Source organism: Vibrio sp. LB10LO1 (genome assembly GCF_010092875.1).
Lineage (GTDB): Bacteria > Pseudomonadota > Gammaproteobacteria > Enterobacterales > Vibrionaceae > Vibrio > Vibrio campbellii.
Genome location: NZ_JAADJW010000032.1, coordinates 15,450 through 37,728, shown reverse-complemented (window position 1 = coordinate 37,728; position 22,279 = coordinate 15,450). Strand labels below are relative to the sequence as shown.

General features: G+C 45.9%; 17 protein-coding genes and 1 pseudogene. 9 read left to right on the top strand and 9 right to left on the bottom strand.

Annotation, left to right across the window (positions count from 1 at the left end; all coding sequences use genetic code 11):
* Positions 1–249 precede the first annotated feature (249 nt).
* From GXP65_RS19410 to hrpB, 3 genes are all read right to left on the bottom strand, one after another.
* A complete protein-coding gene (locus GXP65_RS19410; RefSeq protein WP_162093520.1) occupies positions 250–2,565 on the bottom strand; it encodes a patatin-like phospholipase family protein in 2,316 nt (771 codons plus the stop codon).
* An 87-nt stretch (positions 2,566–2,652) separates the two neighbouring features.
* Positions 2,653–5,043: a penicillin-binding protein 1B gene (mrcB, locus tag GXP65_RS19405; protein WP_045369795.1), complete on the bottom strand. Its 2,391-nt coding sequence runs from the start codon at positions 5,041–5,043 to the stop codon at positions 2,653–2,655.
* Positions 5,036–7,504, bottom strand: coding sequence for an ATP-dependent helicase HrpB (hrpB, locus tag GXP65_RS19400; protein ID WP_162093519.1), 2,469 nt, complete (start codon positions 7,502–7,504; stop codon positions 5,036–5,038). The genes mrcB and hrpB overlap by 8 nt, the downstream gene beginning before the upstream one ends.
* A gap of 66 nt (positions 7,505–7,570) precedes the next feature.
* Between hrpB and sfsA the strand changes: the two genes are divergently transcribed.
* The 7 genes from sfsA (at position 7,571) to panC (ending at position 13,527) form a co-directional block, all read left to right on the top strand.
* Positions 7,571–8,287, top strand: coding sequence for a DNA/RNA nuclease SfsA (gene sfsA / locus GXP65_RS19395; RefSeq protein WP_045395335.1), 717 nt, complete (start codon positions 7,571–7,573; stop codon positions 8,285–8,287).
* A gap of 136 nt (positions 8,288–8,423) precedes the next feature.
* Positions 8,424–8,870, top strand: a complete 447-nt coding sequence (gene dksA / locus GXP65_RS19390; RefSeq protein WP_005439389.1) for an RNA polymerase-binding protein DksA — start codon at positions 8,424–8,426, stop codon at positions 8,868–8,870.
* A gap of 108 nt (positions 8,871–8,978) precedes the next feature.
* Complete coding sequence (gene gluQRS / locus GXP65_RS19385; protein ID WP_162093518.1) at positions 8,979–9,842, top strand: tRNA glutamyl-Q(34) synthetase GluQRS; 864 nt, start codon at positions 8,979–8,981, stop codon at positions 9,840–9,842.
* 102 nt (positions 9,843–9,944) lie between these two features.
* On the top strand, positions 9,945–11,312 hold the full coding sequence (gene pcnB, locus GXP65_RS19380) for a polynucleotide adenylyltransferase PcnB (protein ID WP_038891981.1): 1,368 nt from the start codon (positions 9,945–9,947) through the stop codon (positions 11,310–11,312).
* On the top strand, positions 11,309–11,794 hold the full coding sequence (folK, locus tag GXP65_RS19375) for a 2-amino-4-hydroxy-6-hydroxymethyldihydropteridine diphosphokinase (protein ID WP_162093517.1): 486 nt from the start codon (positions 11,309–11,311) through the stop codon (positions 11,792–11,794). Before pcnB ends, folK begins: the two co-directional genes overlap by 4 nt.
* Before the next feature lie 24 nt (positions 11,795–11,818).
* On the top strand, positions 11,819–12,613 hold the full coding sequence (gene panB / locus GXP65_RS19370) for a 3-methyl-2-oxobutanoate hydroxymethyltransferase (protein WP_005531735.1): 795 nt from the start codon (positions 11,819–11,821) through the stop codon (positions 12,611–12,613).
* Positions 12,614–12,624: 11 nt separating this feature from the next.
* Positions 12,625–13,527, top strand: a complete 903-nt coding sequence (gene panC, locus GXP65_RS19365; RefSeq protein ID WP_012128863.1) for a pantoate--beta-alanine ligase — start codon at positions 12,625–12,627, stop codon at positions 13,525–13,527.
* 62 nt (positions 13,528–13,589) lie between these two features.
* Here panC and GXP65_RS19360 read toward each other — a convergent pair whose 3' ends face one another.
* The 4 genes from GXP65_RS19360 to GXP65_RS19345 form a co-directional block, all read right to left on the bottom strand.
* Complete coding sequence (locus GXP65_RS19360; RefSeq protein ID WP_162093516.1) at positions 13,590–14,519, bottom strand: Kdo(2)-lipid IV(A) acyltransferase; 930 nt, start codon at positions 14,517–14,519, stop codon at positions 13,590–13,592.
* Positions 14,520–14,661: 142 nt separating this feature from the next.
* The gene (locus GXP65_RS19355; protein ID WP_038891984.1) at positions 14,662–15,432 is read right to left on the bottom strand and encodes an ABC transporter permease; all 771 of its coding nucleotides are present in this window, start codon (positions 15,430–15,432) and stop codon (positions 14,662–14,664) included.
* Positions 15,432–16,349 carry an ABC transporter ATP-binding protein gene (locus GXP65_RS19350; protein WP_041853462.1) on the bottom strand — a complete coding sequence of 306 codons (918 nt, stop codon included), beginning with the start codon at positions 16,347–16,349 and terminating at the stop codon, positions 15,432–15,434. Before GXP65_RS19350 ends, GXP65_RS19355 begins: the two co-directional genes overlap by 1 nt.
* Positions 16,350–16,588: 239 nt before the next feature.
* Positions 16,589–18,259, bottom strand: coding sequence for a SulP family inorganic anion transporter (locus tag GXP65_RS19345; RefSeq protein WP_038891985.1), 1,671 nt, complete (start codon positions 18,257–18,259; stop codon positions 16,589–16,591).
* Positions 18,260–18,542: 283 nt separating this feature from the next.
* Here GXP65_RS19345 and can point away from each other — a divergent pair, with 283 nt between their 5' ends.
* On the top strand, positions 18,543–19,211 hold the full coding sequence (gene can / locus GXP65_RS19340) for a carbonate dehydratase (RefSeq protein WP_005531727.1): 669 nt from the start codon (positions 18,543–18,545) through the stop codon (positions 19,209–19,211).
* Positions 19,212–19,297: 86 nt separating this feature from the next.
* Here the strand turns inward: can and hpt are convergent, their stop codons facing one another.
* Positions 19,298–19,828, bottom strand: coding sequence for a hypoxanthine phosphoribosyltransferase (gene hpt / locus GXP65_RS19335; protein WP_005428667.1), 531 nt, complete (start codon positions 19,826–19,828; stop codon positions 19,298–19,300).
* A 321-nt stretch (positions 19,829–20,149) separates the two neighbouring features.
* Here hpt and opaR point away from each other — a divergent pair, with 321 nt between their 5' ends.
* A complete protein-coding gene (gene opaR, locus GXP65_RS19330) occupies positions 20,150–20,767 on the top strand; it encodes a transcriptional regulator OpaR (RefSeq protein ID WP_045369814.1) in 618 nt (205 codons plus the stop codon).
* A gap of 127 nt (positions 20,768–20,894) precedes the next feature.
* Here the strand turns inward: opaR and GXP65_RS19325 are convergent.
* Positions 20,895–22,055 (bottom strand): annotated as a pseudogene (locus GXP65_RS19325) (IS3 family transposase).
* Between the last annotated feature and the right edge of the window lie 224 nt (positions 22,056–22,279).

The following is a 22,279-nucleotide window of genomic DNA, read 5'->3' as shown; positions in this document are numbered from 1 at the left end:
GTTCCTCCTTTTTAATTACTATTTTTCAAAGTAAAGGAGTGAACATCCTTGGAAACTTGGCTCTCCATTGCCCTTGTTTTCATTCAATTCTGATTGAGAAACAGCGCCGTAGAGGCCAAACTGTGGGCGAAAGGATAGCAAATTTAACCTTAAATTAAAATCTCATCATTTTGACCAACATAGCAACTTACGACTAAAGTCCGGTAAATTTTGGCTAAATATGCGGAGATCTTGCTGTCCTATTCCCGGTTATTTAAATGATGTTCCAACGATCAGGTACACAGCATCTAAATCTTGCTCTGTACGACCGTATGCCAACATGATCGGCCCAATTGGAGAGTCTACTCCAAAGAAAACCGACGCAGCATTATACAGTGGCGCCTCATGCAACTTGAGATCGTTGTCTGACCAAACACCACCGTGTTCAAGAGATGCACCTAAATACACTGGTGCTTCAAACAGCCCGAAGTCGTTATCCATCCATTTATAACGATACACCAGGCTGGTATAGAATAAGTTCTGTCCAATGAGGCTGTTACGTGGAATCCCTGACAAATTCAAGAAGCCGCCAAGCTCACGAGGGTCAAGAGGGATAGAAGAGTTTTTGCTCTCAACAAAGCTGTATTCTGCTTGTCCGACTAAAGTATGACGGGAGTATGTCGCCGCCCCTTTGAAACGCGCCGTAATTTCATACACGGTATCTTCAATTTCACCGCTTGGGCTGGTTTGACGGAAATCCTCTGGGCTCTTGTCGTGAGACACTAAGTAATCCAAATCAATCAGCATACCTCGCGTTGGGAATGCAAAATCATCTAGCGTATCCAAACGGTAGTTGGCAAACACCCCTAAACGCTGATAATCAAAAGTTCCTGCAGAACCAATGGTTGATGCTTCGATGCCCCCTTTGGTGTAGCGACCACCAATACGGAACTCTTGCCACAGTGTCGGTTGCACACCCGCAGAGAGCTCGGTAATGAATTCGGTATAAGAGACCGGAAGGAAGTCATACACTGAACCGATGTCTGGGTTTTCTATTTCAGTAAAAGGCCAGTTGCGGTTTTCATTGTTGTAATTGAGCTTACTGGAAACAAATAATTCTTGGCTCGAAAGGACCGGAGAGTAAAGCTCCGCTTCAATCAACTTATCCGTTCCCATATCAACGTTGAATGTCAGTTCTGCTCCATGAGAGTTCAAATTGGTAAAGTTGGCCGACATACCGATTCCGTACTGACTGTCCGTATCGAAGTCATCTTCCAAAAAGAAACGGAAGTTAAGGTAGTTTGGTCCCCAAGACTTTTCATTAACCTCAAAGACGAGCAGGTTTACCCCGTCAATTTCTTCAAAGTGGTAGGTGATCAATTCAAAACGATCTAAGGCATACAGATTTTCAACCGCCTTTTCGATCTCTGCGGTTTTCAATGGACGCCCAGTATCCAGCTCCAAACGGTTTGTCAGGAGTACATCGCTGTAGTGGGTGTTATTTACTAAGACGATCTGATCAACAACGCGCTGATCACCATATTTGAGTTCTTTTCGTATCTCTTGTTTGTGATCGATGTATTGCTGGTACTCAGCATTCGACACACTCAAGCTTTCAAGTTTAGATTGAAGACCTTTGGTAATGTCATAGCCCGCTTGAAAAGCACTTGGCATTTTTTCGAACTCTACCGTCTCCATTTGTCCCACATCAGGACGAATGTATACATCATCCCCACTTAAGGTTTCAGCTTGTTCTTGAGTGCTGCGACGGACAAGATAGTTGGAGAGTTGGTCGGCAACCGTGAATAAGCCAGTGAAGTCTTCTCTGCTTTTGTAGTCGGTGCTGATATCTACCGCAATCACAATATCGGCACCCATTGAACGAGCAATATCGACTGGCATGTTATTGACAACACCACCGTCCACTAGCATATGACCATTGAGCTCATAGGGAGGGAGCGCACCAGGAACCGACATACTCGCCATCATGGCATCAACCAGATAACCGTTATCGAGAACGACCTCTTCTAACTCGACAATGTCAGTCGCTACCGAACGGTATGGGATCGCAAGATTATCAAAAGAGCTGAATCGGCCCAAGTTACCCGTTGTTTCACGTAGAATGCGTAGCATGTTCTGCCCTTGTACTACGCCGGTTGGTGAACGGATTTCCCCGAATCTTAAGCCAAGGTCTGTGGTGATTTGATAACGGTCTTCGTATTCTTTGTCGCGGACACGACGTTGGCTGCGGTCAACACGGTCTCGGTAACCGCTGTTCCAATCGACGCTGTAGATAAAGCTTTCGATTTCATCGGCGCTCATGCCTGTGGCGTACAGGCCACCAACATAAGCCCCCATGCTCGTGCCCGTAATAATGTCGACCGGGATGTGCATTTCTTCGAGTGCTTTTAGTACACCGATATGAGCCGCACCTTTCGCCCCACCGCCAGCTAATACCACCGCGATTTTAGGGCGAGAGTGATCCTCATCAACGTGCTTTGCAAAGGAAGGTGTCGCGATCAAAAAGGAGCAGACCCATAGCGCAACATAACGCCCCCACAGGTTTGAAATCGACTTTTTGAACATTCACGTCTTCCTTTGCTGAATATTGAACAGTTACTTTTACTAAGATTTGAACAACTTCACAAGTCAGTGATGGTGTTTTTGGTAGCCCTACCAATCAAATAAGCTATTCAACCAGTTTGATTTTTTCTCACACTGCTGTTTGATTTGCCCAGACTTGTCCCACACTGGCAGCTTGTATTCACTGCGACAGTTCATTTCCAGCGCGCCATTAGCAGCTTTTTGGAAACCTAACGTGGTCACTTCTTTTGGCCAAGGCAACTCTAGTCGCTCTGGGATGCGTTGCTTTAGGTATTCCGCGTAAACACGTAATGCACCGCTTGAACCAGTCAGTTTGGTCGACTTGTTATCATCGCGACCAAGCCACACTGTGGTTACTTCACGGCCATCGACACCCACGAACCAACTGTCACGACTATCGTTACTGGTACCCGTTTTTCCGGCTAGCGCAGCCCATGCAAACTGGCTTTGTAGAAAGCGTCCAGTACCTTGAGCAACACCTTGCTTCATCGCGTAAGTCGTTAGCCACGCAGCTTGCTGATCAACCGCTTGAGATGAGCGCGGCAATGACTGGTAAAGTACATTACCATCCATATCGATCACCGAGCGTAATGCCGATAACTTAGCGCGCTTGCCTGAGTTAGTGACCGTTTGATACATCTGTGCCACTTCAAATGGTGTCAGTGAGAATGAACCAAGGAACATCGAAGGTACTGGGCGAATTTCGCTCTTATCAACCCCCAAGCGCTCTAACGTGTCCGAAACTTCTGGAATACCCAGCTCCATACCCAAACGCACGGTTGGCACATTGAGTGATTTCGCCAACGCTAAGTACAGCGGCACATCACCACGGAACTTACGGTCGAAGTTGCGCGGCGACCAAACGCTGCCTTTACTGCCTTTTAAGCTAAGCGGAGTATCGTGAAGCGTAGTTGCAAGGTTGTACTTCTCAGGTTGCTCTAACGCAGTTAAATAGATGGCAGGTTTAACCAAAGAGCCAATCGGACGACTCGCATTCAAGGCGCGGTTAAAGCCTTCATAACCAACGCGTTTACCACCGACCATGGCACGGATTTCACCACTATGACGATCTACCGCAACAGCAGCGGCTTCTAGATCTTTTCCGGCACGTTTAGCAAGTTCAGGGACTTTCTTCGCGATCGCTTGTTCTAACTTGCTTTGCGATACAGGGTCGAGAGAAGTAAACAAGCGTAAACCGGTTTCCGCTTTAAAGTTATCACCCACCTTCTCTTTCAACTCGATATTAAGTTGTTGGAAGTACGCAGGCTGACGACTTGCAATGCGAGGTTTGCTCTGGGTGTCGAGCGGGCGATTTACCGCTTGTTCGTACTGCTCTGCTGTCAACATGTCTTGTTGCATCAACAGACGCAATACCAAGTCACGACGGGTTTTAGTGCGCTCAGGGTAGCGAATTGGGTTGTAGTAAGACGGTCCTTTCACCATACCAACTAACATAGCGAGTTGGTCGATACGAAGCTCTTGAATCGGTTGACCGAAGTAGTAACGCGATGCCAAAGCAAAACCATGAATGGCATCCCCACCGCTCTGACCTAAGTAAACTTCGTTTAGGTAAGCTTCAAGAATACGGTCTTTGCTGTAGCGGTAGTCCAGAATCAGAGCAATGTATGCTTCACGGACTTTTCGCCATAAGGTTTTATCGCGTGTCAGGAATAAGTTTTTCGCTAGCTGCTGAGTCAAGGTACTGCCGCCCTGAACGGTGCGACCCGCTTTGATGTTAGCAACAAGTGCACGGCCAATCGCCAGCGGCGAAACGCCATCATGCTGATAAAAATCACGGTCTTCGGTTGCTAACAGCGCATCGACAAGCACTTCTGGGAATTGATCTCGACGTAAGAACAAGCGCTGTTCATTCTGATCTTTTTCCAACATTCCTAGCATCTTAGGTTCAATGCGCAGATAACCAAGATCGCCTTTAGATTCCAAAGATTGAATGCGTTGTAAACCACTGCTTGAGAAATGCAGCATGACGTGACGATCAGGCTCAGGGCCATCAGCAAACTCGAACGGACGACGAATAAGCTCAATACGCGTTGAAGAAGAAGAGTATTCACCAGGGTAACGAGGCTGACTCACCTTACGGTAGTTCAATACATCAAGCTCATTACGCATCTCTTTGATAGTAATGTTCTCACCCGGACTTAAATTGAGGATACGCGCATAAACGACAGTTGGTAGATCAAACAACTGACCATCAAAACGATCTTTAACCACACTATCGAGATAAATCCCAACAAACAACAATACCGCAGCTAACGCGACGCCCGCCTTCCAGCTAAATGACCAAATAGTTTTAAGCCAAGAGCGCTTGCCATTACTTGGCTTTTTCGATGGCGATTTTCTCGGTCGCTTCGCGCCGCTTTTCTTAGCGGTTGTCGTTTTACTTGACGTTGTTTTCTTCGCTGGTGCTCGTTTTGCACCGGGCTTTTTAGTATCAGTCATTATTCAATTGTCTTTTTGTCTTCGTTGTCGCTACATGAGTGGCAGGATCGTCAGGCCAAACGTGTTTTGGATATCGGCCTTTCATCTCTTTCTGCACTTCTTTGTAGCTTCCTGTCCAAAAGGCAGCTAAATCCGTTGTCACCTGAAGAGGACGTTGTGCTGGAGAAAGTAACTCTAACACCAATCGCTTACGACCTTGCGCCACAGTTGGAGAAGCACTTTCGCCAAACACTTCTTGCATACGCACTGATAGTACGGGCTCATGACCAAACTGGTAGCGAATGCGCTTTTTCGATCCCGTTGGTAGGCGATAATCTTCTGGCAACCACTCATCAATATTTTGATTCAAAGGCCAACCGAGTCGAGCATTCAGCGCTTCCACTAGGTTCACTTTTGCCAAATCTTTTACCGATGAGACTGTGCTCATGTAAGGCTCTAGCCACTCTTCTAAACTATCAAGCAAGTGAGCTTCATCGAAACTTGGCCAATCTTGCTCTGGTAACCATTCCACTGCGCAGCGAATACGCGCTAATAAATTTTCCGCTGCCGGTGTCCAGTTTAGACTCTGTAAGCCCTGACGGCGGACATACGTGAGTAAAGCTTGTGTCATTTTTTCTTTACCCGGACTCGGCAAGGCTTCGCGCTTAATCACCAGTTGACCGAGCTTGATTTGGCGTTCGGCAATCAAACGGCCTTTTTTCTCATCCCAATCAACCAGTTCAGTCACCGTGAAAAGGTGCTCGAACGTCTCTTGTAATGCGTTGATATCTAAGTCACAAGCTAGGTTAATTTGGCTTGAGTTAGAATGCGAACGCATTAAATCAATCGCGACTAAGTAATCACAGCCACCGAGCGTCTCTTCTGGTCGACACTCTGCACCATGCCCGTTCGACAAAGTAAAACGACCATACTGATTGACACGTTGCTGCGCAATGCGATCTGGGAAAGCCAAGCTCAATACTAACGCCAGTACTCGCTCATCAACATTAGCTAGGCTGAATGCCGTATCCAGTTTGTGCGCCAGTGTTTGAGAGCGCTTGTGTAATATGGCTTTCTTTGTGTGTGTTCCACTTACCCAGCGATGCAGGCTGTGCGCTACGTTAGTCGCATTGCGCTCCGGCTCTTCAATTAGGGCGACCGCAGCCAAGGCGGTATTTAGCATTTTTTCACTGTGCTGCTGCGTCTGAATCAGCATTGCTGCTGAGCGCGGTTCTACACCAAGGGCGTGAGCCGTCTTACCTGCAGAAGTAAGCTGACCTTGTTCGGTGAGTAACCCTAGAGAAATTAACAACTGTTTGGCCTGAGCAAGCGATGCAGAAGAAGGAATATTCAACCATTTAAGCTCAGAGATATCCCCAGCACCCCAGAATGCCAGCTCCATCACTAAGCTTGCTAAGTCTGAATGTAGGATTTCTGGTTGAGGTACTTGCGGTTGTTGCTTGAATTGGCTTTCAGAATACAATCGGACGCAAATCCCCTCTTCAATACGTCCTGCACGACCGGCACGTTGAATCGCAGAAGATTGCGCCACACGCACTTGCTCTAATCGCGTCAGGCCATTTTTCAAATCAAAGCGTGCCACACGCTCTAAGCCCGAATCCACCACCAAGCGAATGCCCTCAATGGTCAAAGAGGTTTCGGCAATATTGGTCGCCAATACGACTTTCCGTTTCCCAGAGGAAGCCGGTGAGATGGCTTTTTGCTGCTCGGCAAAGCTAAGTTGACCATACAGAGGACACACTTCGACGTTATCAGGTAAGTGCGACAAGCGCTCTTCGACCTGTTTGATCGCCGCAACACCGGGAAGGAAAGCCAGTAAAGAGCCGGATTCTTTTACCATCAAGTTCTCGATCGTTTTTGCCATGGATGTGGGCAGATGGTCATTCGCCCCAAGCGGTAAATAACGCGTTTCCACCTCAAAACTACGACCTTCCGACTCAATGTAATCCGCCTCTGGTAATAAAGATTGCAAAGCATCTTGGTCTAGCGTTGCCGACATGACCACCAGCTTTAAGTCGTCTCGCAGTGCTTCTTGCACTTCTAAGCTAAATGCCAAGGCCGTATCCGCATGAATGCTGCGCTCGTGGAATTCATCAAAGATCAGTAGCTCGATACCATCTAACTCTGGGTCCTTTTGGATCATGCGCGTCATGATCCCTTCGGTCACGATTTCCAACTGGGTATGATTACTCACCTTTGTCTCACCGCGCACACGGTAACCTACCCGCTCGCCAACTTGCTCCCCCAACTGCTGCGCTAAATAACGTGCAATGTTTCGTGCAGCAAGGCGACGAGGCTCTAGCATCACGATTTTACCCGTTACGGTTTGGCTTTTAAGAAGTTGCAGCGGAAAGTAAGTAGATTTACCTGCACCAGGGGCGGCTTTGAGGATCACTTGATGTTGATTTTTGACCGCCGTAAGTAATTGTGGCATCACGGCTTCAATCGGCAATTGTGACAAAGGAAATACCCTATGTTGTAATGTTGGGCACATTGTACATAAAAACACTCTTGGCTAAATAAGCAAATGCAATTCAAACCCGCTCTAGAGTCAGCGACTCTGCTCAAACGCTACAAACGCTTCCTTGCCGATATCGAACTAGATAGTGGTGAAATTCGTACCATCCACTGCGCAAACACCGGCGCAATGACAGGCTGCGCAACACCGGGCAATAAAGTTTGGTATTCCACTTCTGACAACCCTAAGCGTAAATACCCAAACAGTTGGGAACTTAGTGAGACCGCACAAGGACACAGAATTTGTATCAATACTGCTCGTGCTAACCAATTAGCGGTAGAAGCCATTGAAAATGATGTCATTTCAGAACTCGTTGGATATGACCAACTTCAAACTGAGGTGAAATACGGCAATGAAAATAGTCGAATTGATATCTTGCTCAGCGCAAGTGACAAACCAAAGTGCTATATAGAGGTGAAAAGCGTCACGCTGCTTGATGAAGAAAGCCCATCAGGACAAGGTTACTTCCCTGATGCCGTGACTACTCGGGGGCAAAAACACCTGCGAGAGCTCACAGAAATGGCACAAACTGGAAGTAGAGCCATACTTTTATTCACTGTTTTGCATTCAGGTATTGAAAAAGTATCTGCGGCGCACCATATAGACGCGAAATATTCAACGTTACTAAAACAAGCACAAGACGCTGGAGTAGAAGTTCTCTGCTACAAAGCCGAACTGAGCAATACTGAAGTCAAGTTAATCTCTGATATTGAATTTATCAATTAAGAGAAAAAATGATGTCGTCTTCACATTGACGATAAGTTTGCGATTCAGTAATTGCCTGCACCGCCTCTTTTTGCTATAGATACCCGCCTTAAATTGACTGCAATGCAGTTGACTAGGTGTAAGTAGGAGATGCTGTATGCCAGAATCAAAGAAGAAAACGATAGGCATCCTAGCCATTGCCGGTGTGGAGCCATATCAGGAAAAGCCTGGTGAAGAGTACATGTCACCAGAGCAGGTTGAACACTTTACAAAGATCTTAACAGCTTGGCGTAATCAGCTCAGGGAAGAAGTCGATCGCACTGTACACCACATGCAGGACGAAGCAGCAAACTTCCCAGATCCAGTTGACCGTGCTTCTCAAGAGGAAGAGTTCAGCTTAGAACTGCGTAACCGTGACCGTGAGCGTCGTCTGATCAAGAAGATCGAAAAAACTCTAGACAAAATTACTGAAGACGATTTCGGCTTCTGTGAATCTTGTGGCGTAGAGATTGGCGTTCGTCGCCTAGAAGCGCGTCCAACTGCTGATCTTTGTATTGACTGCAAAACGCTTGCAGAAATCAAAGAGAAACAGATGCAAGGTTAATTGACCTAGCATTATGATTATTGAAAGGGAGCTCAGGCTCCCTTTTTGTTTTGATTAGCTTTTTAACACTAAGCTTGTAGTTTTACCCGGATATTTCGAGATACACGCATGACACGCTATGTGGGTCGATTTGCCCCATCCCCTTCTGGTCCATTGCATTTTGGCTCCTTAGTGGCCGCTTTAGGCAGCTACTTTCAAGCAAAAGCCAATCAAGGCACTTGGCTGGTTCGTATTGAAGACCTTGATCCACCAAGAGAAATGCCAGGCGCTTCTGAAATGATTCTAGACGCGCTTAAGGCGTACCACTTGCATTGGGATGGAGAGGTGGTTTATCAAAGCGAGCGACATCACCTCTATCAAGCACAAATCGATGCTTGGTTAGAAAATGGGGATGCCTACTATTGCCAGTGCACGCGTAAGCAAATTAAAGAGCACGGTGGTTATTATCCCGGCACTTGCCGCAACAAAGGCTTGAAAGAAGGCGCGATTCGCCTAAAAATGACCAAGCCTATTGCCGACTTCCTCGATCAGAAGCACGGTTTGATGACCATTCCTGAAGCGTTAGTAAATGAAGATTTCATTATTAAACGCCGAGATGGATTATTTGCCTATAATCTTGCGGTAGTATTAGACGACATTGACCAAGGCGTGACTGAAGTTGTCCGTGGCGCTGACTTAATTGAGCCCACTGGCCGTCAAATCAGCTTGTACCAAATCCTTGGGCAGCCTGAAGTCAGCTATTTACATTTACCATTGGCAATGGACAGCAACGGCAATAAATTGTCGAAGCAAAATCATGCGACAGCCATTGATGTCGATAATCCGAAGCCTGCTCTGCTGCATGCTATGACGTTTTTAGGATTCAATATTCCTGAAGATATGAAAGCCGCTAACCTAGACGAAATCCTACGTTGGGGCTGCGAAAAATGGCGTTTAGAACAGCTTCCAGCAGAGATCGAGATCACACCGTGATTCTCAAACGGGACTGTGTAAGCTATTATTAGCCGCAAAATTGGCCCTAGTGGCGTAAAAAACTAACCAAAGCAAGATTGGATTAAACCCAGTTATTGCCAGATGCACATGAATACAAACGACTATACAACAAGCGAATCTGCCATGATCCCAGAACTCGCTCTCAATGTAATTACTCGTGAAGAGCACAACATTTCGCGTAAGCAGATCAGTGACAATGCACTGAAGGTGCTATACCGACTAAACGGTGCCGGTTTCGATGCTTTTCTTGTGGGTGGCGGGGTTCGAGACTTACTGCTTGGACAAAAACCAAAAGACTTTGATATCGCAACCAACGCGACACCAGAACAGATCAAACAGCTATTTAGAAACTGCCGTTTGATTGGCCGTCGCTTCCGTCTCGCACACATTATGTTTGGCCGAGACATCATCGAAGTTGCGACCTTCCGTGGTCACCACCAAGAGCAAAAAAACAAGAACGTTTCTCAGCAGTCAAAAGAAGGCATGCTGCTTCGTGACAATGTTTACGGCACTATTGATGAAGATGCAGAGCGCCGTGATTTCACGATTAACTCGATGTACTACAACATCGCAGACTACTCAATTCACGACTATGCACGTGGCATTGAGGATCTAGAAGACCGTCTTGTTCGCCTGATCGGTGATCCAGAAACCCGTTACCGCGAAGACCCAGTGCGCATGCTGCGTGCGATTCGCTTTGCTGTGAAGCTCGACTTCGACATCGAAGAAGACACCGCAGCACCGATTGAAGAGATGGCACCGCTGCTACGCGATATCCCATCGGCACGTCTATTCGAAGAATCGTTGAAGATGCTTCAATCTGGTCACGGTCTAGAAACTTATCACCTACTGCGTGAATACAACCTATTCCAGCAGCTTTTCCCTGCGATTGCTGAACACTTCACTGAAGATTACGAATCTCACACTGAGCAAATGCTTGATTTGGTGCTTGATTCGACCGATATGCGTATCGAAGAAGGCAAACGCATCAATCCAGCATTCATGTTTGCTGCCATGCTGTGGTACCCGCTATGCGCAATGGCTGACAAACTGATGGAACAGCATAACCTGTGCCATTACGACGCCATCATGGAAGCGAGCAACATCATTCTTGATGACCAAGTACGTACCATTGCGATTCCACGCCGTCATACCGCGACAATTCGTGAAATTTGGCAGCTACAATTACGTCTTCCACGACGCAATGGCAAACGCGCATTCCGCCTAATGGAGCTCAACAAATTTAGAGCTGGCTTTGATTTTCTTGAAATGCGCGGTGAAATTGAGGGTGGAGACACTCAGAAGCTTGCCAAGTGGTGGGAAACTTTCCAAAATGCGGGCCGAGAAATGCGCCAAGCCATGGCTGGCGATCTCGATGGCCAAGCGCCTAAAACTGGCCAACGCCGCCGTAAAACCTATCGCAAGAAAAAGAGTAAGCCGAAATCATGATCACAGCGTACATTGCGGTAGGCAGTAACTTGGCTGATCCCGTCAGCCAAGCGAAGCAAGCGATCGAGGCATTAAAAACGCTACCAAACTCCGAGTTTGTGCAAGCCTCTTCGCTCTACAGTAGCACGCCGATGGGACCACAAAACCAACCGGATTACATCAATGCGGTGGTGGCGATTAAAACCAATTTGACGCCTCTTGAACTGCTCGATTGCACCCAAGCGATTGAGCAGGAACAAGGGCGTGTCCGTAAAGAAGAACGCTGGGGCCCAAGAACCTTGGACCTCGACATGATTCTGTACGGCAATGAGGTGATTGATTCCGAAAGACTGACAGTTCCACACTATGGAATGAGAGAGCGCGAGTTCGTACTCTACCCTCTTGCGGAAATTGCACCAAGTTTACAACTCCCAGACGGGACCGAGGTGTCGTCACTACTTGAACAAGTATATCGCAACGGCCTCAATATTTGGCAGTCATAGCCAACTCCTAGTGAGGATAAAACAATGAAAAAAATGACCATTAACGACCTGATTAAGTGGAAGCAAGAAGGTCGTAAATTTGCTACTTCAACTGCATACGATGCAAGCTTTGCCCAACTTTTTGAAAGCCAAGAAATGCCAGTACTGCTGGTCGGCGACTCTCTAGGCATGGTACTGCAAGGTAAAACAGATACATTGCCAGTAACCGTTGAAGATATCGCTTATCACACTCGCTCTGTACGCGCTGGTAGCCCAAACTGTCTATTGATGGCTGATATGCCATTCATGAGCTACGCAACGCCAGAACAAGCATGTGAGAACGCAGCAACGCTAATGCGTGCTGGTGCAAATATGGTAAAAATCGAAGGCGGCGATTGGTTAGTTGATACCGTTAAGATGCTAACTGAACGCGCAGTTCCTGTTTGTGCTCACCTAGGCCTTACCCCACAATCTGTAAACATCTTTGGTGGTTACAAAGTACAAGGCCGCGATCAAGAAAAAGCCGATCGCATGGTGAAAGACGCATTGGCCCTGCAAGAAGCCGGCGCTCAAATTGTTTTGTTAGAATGTGTACCTGCTGAATTGGCAGCTCGTATTACTCAAGTTCTTGATGTGCCGGTGATCGGCATCGGTGCGGGTAATGTGACCGACGGTCAGATTCTTGTTATGCACGACATGTTTGGAATTTCGGCGAACTACATGCCAAAATTCTCGAAAAACTTCCTTGCTGAAACAGGCGATATGCGCAAAGCCGTGGCTCAATACATGGCTGAAGTTGAAAGCGGTGCATTCCCAGACGAAGCTCATACCATTGCCTAGAGGATAAATGCATGCAAACTTTTGCGGAAATCTCAGCGATTCGTGAACAGGTAAAAACCTTTAAGCGTGAAGGTCGCAAAGTAGCGTTTGTTCCAACAATGGGCAACCTACACGAAGGTCACCTTACGCTTGTTCGTAAAGCTCGCGAATACGCGGATGTCGTTGTCGTAAGCATCTTTGTAAACCCGATGCAGTTTGACCGTGCAGACGATTTAAATAACTACCCTCGCACCCTAGAAGAAGACCTAAGCAAACTAGGTGGTGAAGGCGTAGAAGTGGTGTTCACTCCAACACCAGAAATCATCTACCCAGAAGGCTTGGACAAACAAACGTTTGTTGATGTTCCTGGCTTATCTACCATTCTTGAAGGCGCGTCTCGCCCAGGTCACTTCCGTGGCGTGACAACCATCGTCAACAAGCTGTTCAACATCGTTCAACCTGATGTGGCTTGCTTTGGCGAGAAAGACTTCCAGCAACTTGCGGTGATTCGCAAAATGGTTGAAGACTTGGCGATGGACATCGAAATCATTGGCGTTCCAACCGTACGTGAAATGGATGGCCTTGCAATGAGCTCTCGTAATGGTCTTTTGACCATTGATGAACGTCAACGCGCACCAGTACTTGCTCGCACCATGCGTTGGATCAGCAGTGCGATGCGTGGTGGCCGTGATGATTACGCTTCAGTGATTGAAGATGCGAACGACCAACTGCGTGCAGCGGGTCTACAGCCTGATGAAATCTTCATTCGTGATGCTCGTACACTTCAAGCTATTACTGCTGAGACCACTCAAGCGGTGATCCTGATGTCTGCATTCTTGGGTAAAGCACGCCTAATCGACAACCAAACGGTTGATATGGTCGTAGAAACCAAAGAAGAAGAATCAAGCGAAGCGAACTCAGCAAGCGCTGAATAAGCGAAATACATAAACGAAAAGGTCGGCACTGAGCCGACCTTTTTTGTATCCGAGGAAAGGAGTTACGAATACACGCATTGAAGTCCTTCAGGGCGTGTCTTGAATCGCTTATGCAGCCACATCCATGCTGGAATATCTCTTCGGATCATATCTTCAATCTCTTGGTTTAAAATGCTCGCAGCTTTAACCGGGTTACGTCGTTCAAATTGTTCACTCAAGTCACCACCAACATATAAGGTGTATTGATTGTCGCTTACTACTGTTACACCAGACATCACCGCACACTTGGTTGCATCAACCAATACACTCGACCCCGCCGTACTTGCGGCCTGATTGACGGCGAAGAAAGGCGCAAAGACCGAGCTATCCGCACCATAATCGTGATCAGGCAAATACCATAATCGCTGGCCATTCTTTAGGACTTTGAGCATCGACTTTACGTCTTTGCGATCTATCATTTGATGCCCACAACGCGTACGGCCTCGATGTTGAATAAATTCATAAGCGGGGTTTGAGTTCGGACGATACACGCCATAGCCTTTCGCAAACTGGCTAAAGATTCTCGCCGTCATTTCCAAGTTAAGGTGATGGCTGCATACTACCAGCACACCTCGCCCATTCTTTTCTTGCTCAAGCAGGCGCTCTTTACCCACAACTTGAGTTAGACGCTGCACACGCCAATCAGGCCAAAACCACGCCATTCCGGTTTCTATCAACGCCATGCCAGTGTATTTAAAATTTGCCTTTACCAGCTGATCACATTTGGCATCGCTGTATTCAGGAAAACAGAGTTTAAGGTTTCGTTTTGCGATGCTTCTGCGGCGCTTCATCAACGACATAGCAAGTGAACCAATACCTCTGCCTAATGCACAGAGCACTGGATAAGGGAGCAGATTAACGATCAACGCTAATAAACCAAAAGCGAACCACACAGACCAGTATTTGGGACGCAGTAATTTTAAAAAGAAAGGGGGAGATGGGACGACATTCATGGCTTCACTCATTTACAGCAGATGTATTTACGAAAGATGAGTGAAACCTAGCATGTAAAAAGTCGAAAATTTGTATGGGAATGTATTAGTGTGCATAGAAAAAGAGCAGCTCTAATGGCTGCTCTTTCGATTGCTTTTTGTATTAGCTTCTTAGGCCTATCCCTTTGGTGACCAGATAGTGAGCCACAGCATAAAGCGCGACAACAAATACTGTCAGTACGCTAAACGAGGTGACAATACCCACGTCGGACACACCAAGGAAGCCATAACGGAATGCATTCACCATGTAGACTATAGGGTTCAGTTTAGACACCCCTTGCCAAAACTCAGGCAGTAGGCTGATTGAGTAAAACACACCGCCAAGGTAAGTCAGCGGCGTCAATACAAACGTCGGGATGATGGAGATATCATCGAACGTTCTCGCGTAAACGGCGTTAATCAAGCCACCGAGTGAGAACACAACCGAAGTCATAAATACCGTCGCGATAATGATACCCCAGTGGTCCACTTGCAAATCAACAAAGAACAGCGACACGAAAGTTACGATAGTCCCCACCAGCAAACCACGAACGACGCCTCCCATAACAAAACCAAGAATGATGACGTAGTTTGGTACTGGCGCAACCAACAACTCCTCAATATTGCGCTGGAATTTAGAACTAAAGAATGACGATGCCACGTTCGAATATGAGTTGGTGATCACCGACATCATGATCAAGCCCGGCACAATGTATTCCATATAACTAAAGCCGTTCATTTCACCAATACGAGAACCAATTAGGCTACCAAAGATGATGAAATACAGCGTCATCGTAATCGCTGGCGGCACAAGAGTTTGCACCCAAATTCGTGTGAAGCGATTAATCTCTTTCGTCAGTAGGCTGCAAAAAGCGGTCCAATATAACTTGTACATTATTGGTTACCTCCACGTACGATGCTGACAAACAGCTCTTCTAAACGGTTTGCTTTATTACGCATAGAGAGTACTTTCACCCCTCTCTCTGAAAGTTGACTAAATACTGAGTTCAGACCTTGGCTCTTGTCCAATTCAATCTCTAATGAACCATTGATCATCGTTTGGCTATTCACACCCGCAAGCTCTGGCATCTCACCATCAAACTCAACATCAAGAATGAAGGTTTCAACACGCAGTTTACCAAGCAGTGCTTTCATGGTCGTATTCTCGATCAGCTCACCTTTATTGATGATACCGATGTTACGACACAGCATTTCTGCCTCTTCAAGGTAGTGGGTTGTTAGGATGATAGTAATGCCCTGCTCTTGGTTAATCTCTTTTAAGAAATCCCACATAGAGCGGCGCAATTCGATATCAACACCCGCCGTTGGTTCATCAAGGATCAACAACTGTGGTTCATGCATTAAAGCGCGAGCAATCATAAGACGACGCTTCATACCACCGGACAAATTACGCGCGCGTTCTTTGCGTTTTTCCCACAAATCGAGCTTAGTTAGGTATTTTTCTGCGCGAACTTTAGCAAGCTCTTTGGATACGCCATAATAGCCCGCTTGCTGCATTACAATTTGCTCAACCGTTTCAAACTGGTTGAAATTAAATTCCTGCGGCACTAAGCCTAAGTTCTGCTTTGCTAATTCAAGATGCGTATCGATGTCGTAGCCAAAAACCTTCGTCGTACCCGAGGTTTTGTTTACTAAAGAAGAGATAATGCCAATTGTTGTGGATTTACCCGCACCATTTGGCCCTAGAAGTGCGTAGAAGTCGCCTTTTTCTACTGTTAGGCTGATGCCCTTCAACGCTTCAAATCCGCCCGCATAAGTCTTGCGAAGCTGTTCTATTTCTAATGCGTACATTGCGTAATCATTGCCATCTGTTGATGAATCGTGAATGCCAATACCGTTGGGGATCATTGATAGCGACTCAAGAGTCGAAAGCGATATTGCACTGAAGTTGAATTAGTTTATCGTTGAATAACGATGAATACAAATAAACCTTTCTATAAAATTAGAAATAACTATAAATCCTCCCAACGCCATATAGTAAAAAGCGCCATCAAATCTCTCTGATAGCGCTTTTAAATAAGTGACTTAGATTACATCGTTAGCATTTGGTGCTCATCGGTTTCTACATGTTTTACCGCTGCATTCAATGCTTCGTAACGGAACTTATAAGTGTTCTCATCAGGTACCAAGTCAATCACGTGGAATTTCTCTAACTGCTCACGCGTACGTTGGTTTGGACACAGCAAATAGACTTCACACTTCGCATCCAAAGCATCTTTGATGGCGTTCTCTAGCGCCAAGCCAACGGTCACATCAATCATAGGTACATCTGTTAGATCGAGGATCATCACTTCGTAATCCGAGATACTGGAGTGCTGACGCGAAATCGCCTTCGAAACGCTGAAGATCATTGGCCCAGAAAGATAGAAGAACAACACTTTACCATTCGCTCTGTCTAACAGCCCTCTCTCACTGTCAGTCAGCGGTACATCGTCTTCATCTGCATCACTGATCGCCTTAACTTGGCGTGCTTGTTCACGGCTCAAGCGCTCAATGATAATGATGTTAGAGATAAACACACCAAGACCAACGGCGACAATCAAATCTACGAACACCGTCAATAGCATCACGCCATACATGACCGCCATCCCCGGGAAGCTCACCTTATGAGCACGTTGGATAAAACTCCAATCAAGAATATTGAAACCGACATACACCGCAATGCCCGCCAGTACCGCCATTGGGATTGGCTCGGTTAATCCACTTGCAACCAGTACCACCAACGCCAGAATCAATGCGCGAATGACTCCGGATAATGGTGAACGAGCACCGACTTGGATGTTGGTTACGGTCCCCATTGTCGCGCCAGCACCTGGCAACGCACCAAACAGGCCAGAGATCATGTTTGCCAAACCTTGCCCGCGCAGCTCCTTGTCCGAATCGTGTTCTTTACGCGTCAAAGAGTCGCCAATCACTGCGGTTAATAAGGTATCAATACAACCTAGTGTACCCAGTACCAATGCATCAATAACCATCTCAGTGAACATAGCAGGATCGATATGTGGCACGACCAAAGAAGGCAAACCTGCTGGGATTTCACCAATTCGACGAATGTCTTCTGCATCAAACAGAATCACCGATAACAAAGTAACCGCCACCAGCGCGACAAGTTGAGCGGGAACGTATTTACGATACTGCTTCGGGAAGAAGAATAAGATACCTAACGTCAGCAAGCCCAAAAACAACTCACTAAACTTTAAGTTAGATATTGTGTCGGGCAATGCCGATAACGTCCCGATGACCCCACCAGACGGTGCTGCATGACCAAGCAAAGGCGACAGCTGCAAGATAATAAGAATCACACCAATCCCTGACATGAATCCTGATATCACACTGTAAGGCATTAACGTCACGTACTTACCCAACTTTAACGTACCAAGCACAATCTGGAAGGCACCTGCCATCATGACCACAGTGAACGTCATGGCCATACCCGTTTCTGGATACTTAGCCATCATGCTGGTCAGTACCGCGGTCATGATCACCGTCATTGGACCGGTTGGCTCTGAGATGAGGGTATTAGAGCCACCAAATAACGAAGCAAAAAGCCCCACCATGATCGCGCCCCATAAGCCAGCTTCCGCGCCCGCGCCAGATGCCACACCAAAGGCTAACGCAAGAGGAAGTGAAATGATGGCCGTCGTGACGCCACCAAACAGATCCCCTTTCAAGTTGATATCCTTAAAGCGACTACCGAACATTGAATTTGCTCCCTGCATTAAAAAGACAAAATGCCATCAATCTAACAAATATTTCGTCAAAGAAAAAAACACAATAAACCCGCGAATTAGCTAGGTTTATTCGCATACTGAATGATGCCTGCATATTTTATGATTTTAACTGCGAGAACTCGTCAGATGAGTCATCTTTGATGAATATTTAACGGGATCGAAATTGTAACATTGTGTATAGTTACAGCGCTGATCGCTTTATAAGCAATAGTGAGTGGTTGGTTTTTTTAATTTTTAGGGAAGTAGATGTCAGATGCCGGAAATTAAACAATTATTCGAAAATAACTCTAAGTGGTCAGAAGAAATTAAATCTGATCGTCCAGAATATTTCGCGAAGCTAGCGGAAGGTCAAAAGCCCGACTTTCTTTGGATTGGTTGTTCAGACAGTCGCGTTCCAGCAGAGCGATTAACTGGGCTTTTCTCGGGCGAGTTATTTGTTCACCGAAATGTTGCTAATCAGGTCATCCACACCGACCTAAACTGCCTCTCTGTAGTGCAATACGCGGTCGACGTATTGAAAGTGAAGCACATCATCGTTTGTGGTCACTACGGCTGTGGTGGTGTTAATGCTGCCATTGATAACCCTCAACTTGGTTTAATCAATAACTGGCTACTTCACATTCGTGACCTGTACTTTAAACATCGCACTTACCTTGACCAGATGCCCCTTGAAGACCGCGCTGATAAACTGGGTGAAATCAACGTTGCCGAGCAAGTTTACAACTTAGGTAACTCCACCATCATGCAAAACGCATGGGAACGTGGTCAGGATGTGGAAATTCATGGCGTGGTATACGGAATTGAAGATGGCCGCCTAGAGTACTTAGGCATCCGTTCTAACTCAAAAGAGACCGTGGAAGCTTCTTACCAAAAAGCACTCTCAACGATTCTGAATGCAGACAACAAATTACTTTGCCGCTAAGCAATAAGCTTAACCAGACTGAATAAAAGAAAACGCCCGTTAATTGCTTAACGGGCGTTTTTGTATTCTTTAAACAAAAGTAACGATTACTCTTGTGGTACCACTTTACCGATAAATGGTAGGTGACGGTATTTTTGAGCGTAGTCGATACCCACACCAACAACGAACTCGTCAGGAATCGCAAAACCAACGTAATCAACTGGCACTTCAACTTCACGACGTGATGGCTTATCTAGTAGTGTACAAATCGCAATAGACTTAGGCTCACGTAGAGATAGGATTTCACGGATCTTGTTTAGCGTGTTACCTGTGTCGATGATATCTTCAACGATCAGTACGTCTTTGCCTTTGATGTCATCATCAAGGTCTTTCAAGATACGTACGTCACGAGAGCTTTCCATCGTGTTACCGTAGCTAGAAGCGGTCATAAAGTCGACTTGGTGAGTCAGTTCGATTGCACGAGCCAAATCGGCCATAAATACAAATGAACCACGTAGCAAACCAACCATTACCAGATCTTCGCTGCCTTGGTAACGTTCTGTAATTTGCTTGCCTAATTCACGAATACGTTCCTGAACTTCTTGCTCAGAAATCATGACTTCTACTGTATGTTTCATACTGTGCTCAATTTTCTTTGTGGGTTGAGGTAGGTCGTACGCAAACGATCACCTTATCTTGCGGCGTGTAGTGTAACACCCCACACCATGGGTTAAAAGCCGCTTGCCATTGCTTTGATTTATTGAATGAAAGTCTTAATTTTAGAACTTATCTAGTTGAATGAAACATCAATAATGACATTACTGTCTATAAATTGTGCATCAGATGTTGACCTCGCACATATGCACCATTACACTCATCAATGCTTTAAGCAACTATTAAAATAATCAATTAGGGGATTATCCCCAAAACATCAACTCAAATGGCAAGGAAAAAGGAATATGGACTCAATTGCAAAGAGACCTCGTACTAGGCTTTCCCCTCTAAAACGTAAACAGCAACTGATGGAAATCGCTCTTGAAGTGTTTGCTCGTCGCGGCATTGGTCGTGGTGGTCACGCGGATATTGCAGAGATCGCTCAAGTTTCTGTTGCGACGGTATTTAACTACTTCCCTACTCGTGAAGATTTGGTGGATGAAGTTCTGAACCACGTTGTGCGTCAGTTCTCTAACTTCTTGTCGGATAACATCGACTTAGACATCCACGCGCGCGAAAACATCGCCAACATCACTAATGCAATGATTGAGCTAGTAAGCCAAGATTGCCATTGGCTGAAAGTTTGGTTTGAGTGGAGCGCATCGACACGTGATGAAGTATGGCCATTGTTCGTGACCACAAACCGCACTAACCAACTTCTAGTGCAAAACATGTTCATCAAAGCGATCGAGCGTGGTGAAGTTTGTGACCAACATGAACCGGAACACTTGGCGAATCTGTTCCACGGTATTTGCTACTCTATTTTCGTACAAGCAAACCGCTCTAAGAGCGAAGCTGAGTTAACGAACCTAGTAAGTGCATACTTAGATATGCTATGCATCTACAACCGTGACCATCACTAAAAAATAATTAGGCTTAAAAAATCAAAGGCTGATACTTAGGTATTGGCCTTTTTTGTTTTTGGGAAACGGGAAACGGGAAACGGGAAACCGCTTTATGGAATGACCCCTTAAAAGTAGACACAGGGGGTTAATTCATTAGCTCAAAGTCTATGGGGCTCACTCCACCTAGAGTCCCATGTCTTCTTACCGGATTGTAATATGTATCGATATAAAGTCGGCTTTGCATTGTCATTTCCTGACGAGATATCTCTCCTAAATTGCTAATCCACTCTTTTTTGTATTGAGCAAAGAAACTTTCTGAACAAGCGTTATCCCAACAGTTTCCTTTACGTGACATACTCACGGTAATCGCCTTTTTCCTGAGCCATCGTAAGGTTTCTATCGCTCGATATTGAACACCTTGATCCGAATGAAACATTAACTCCCTTCCATCCGGTAGACGACTCTTCCATGCTTTATTCAAGGCTTTTAGCACTAAATAAGCATTGTTTATGCGACTTATAGACCACCCCACCACCTTCCTCGAATACAAATCCAATATAACACAAAGGTAGTTCCAACCTTCCTTACATCGAACTTGAGTTATATCAGAAGCCCAAACTTGATTTGGTTTACTCACGTCAAATTGGCGATTAAGAAGATTGTACGCAGGCATCAGTGTTTTCTGTCTAGGAGCTCGACCATGGCGCTTTTTACTCGCTTTAGAACGATAACCTACTAACTGTAATAGCCGTTGAACTCGCTTCTTATTGCAAATAAAACCGAAAGCAACCGCAGCTTCCCACAACTTTCGATAGCCGGGGATACAATGCTGCCTATCACAAAAAGTCGAGCAAACTTTCGTTTCTTTGTTCACGTTCACTTGGCTTTCGATGGAGCCACTTATAGTAGCCAGCTGGAGAAACACCTAGCCATTGGCACAGCCTTACTACTGGTCGCCTGACACTCGTGTATTTTAGAATGTATTCAAATCTTATTCTTTTAGGCTGTTGAAGTAAGCTTTCGCTTCCTTTAAGAATTCGTTCTCCATCTCAGCCATTTCCAGACGCTTTTTCAACCTTCGAATTTCTTTTTCTAGTTGGAGTACGGATTTTTCTGGTCCCACGTTGGGAAGAGTAGGTGATGTATGTTTTTGAGAGGTCATTTCAGCCCTCCATTTCGACAGTAAACTCGGGGAAATACCTAACGACTTCGCCACTGATTTTACGGTATCAGGAGAATCTAAAGATTGCTGTACGGCTTGTTTCTTGAAACCTTCTGAATGTTTTCGGACAGTTTTTACTTTCATCGCACTCAAATTCCAATATTGAGTGTCTACTTTATTGGGGTCATATCATTATTTTGTCTTTCTAGGGACAAAACCCGTCAACTCCTTTTAGAGCAGAGCCTCTTTCAATAGCCTCCCAGCAATCACCTCTCGATTCCTAGGGCGAAGTGTTCCCGACTCTCCAAGCGCAGCATTCTTTTCTTCCAATAAAAAAACCGCTGACGAATCAGCGGTTTTTATCATTC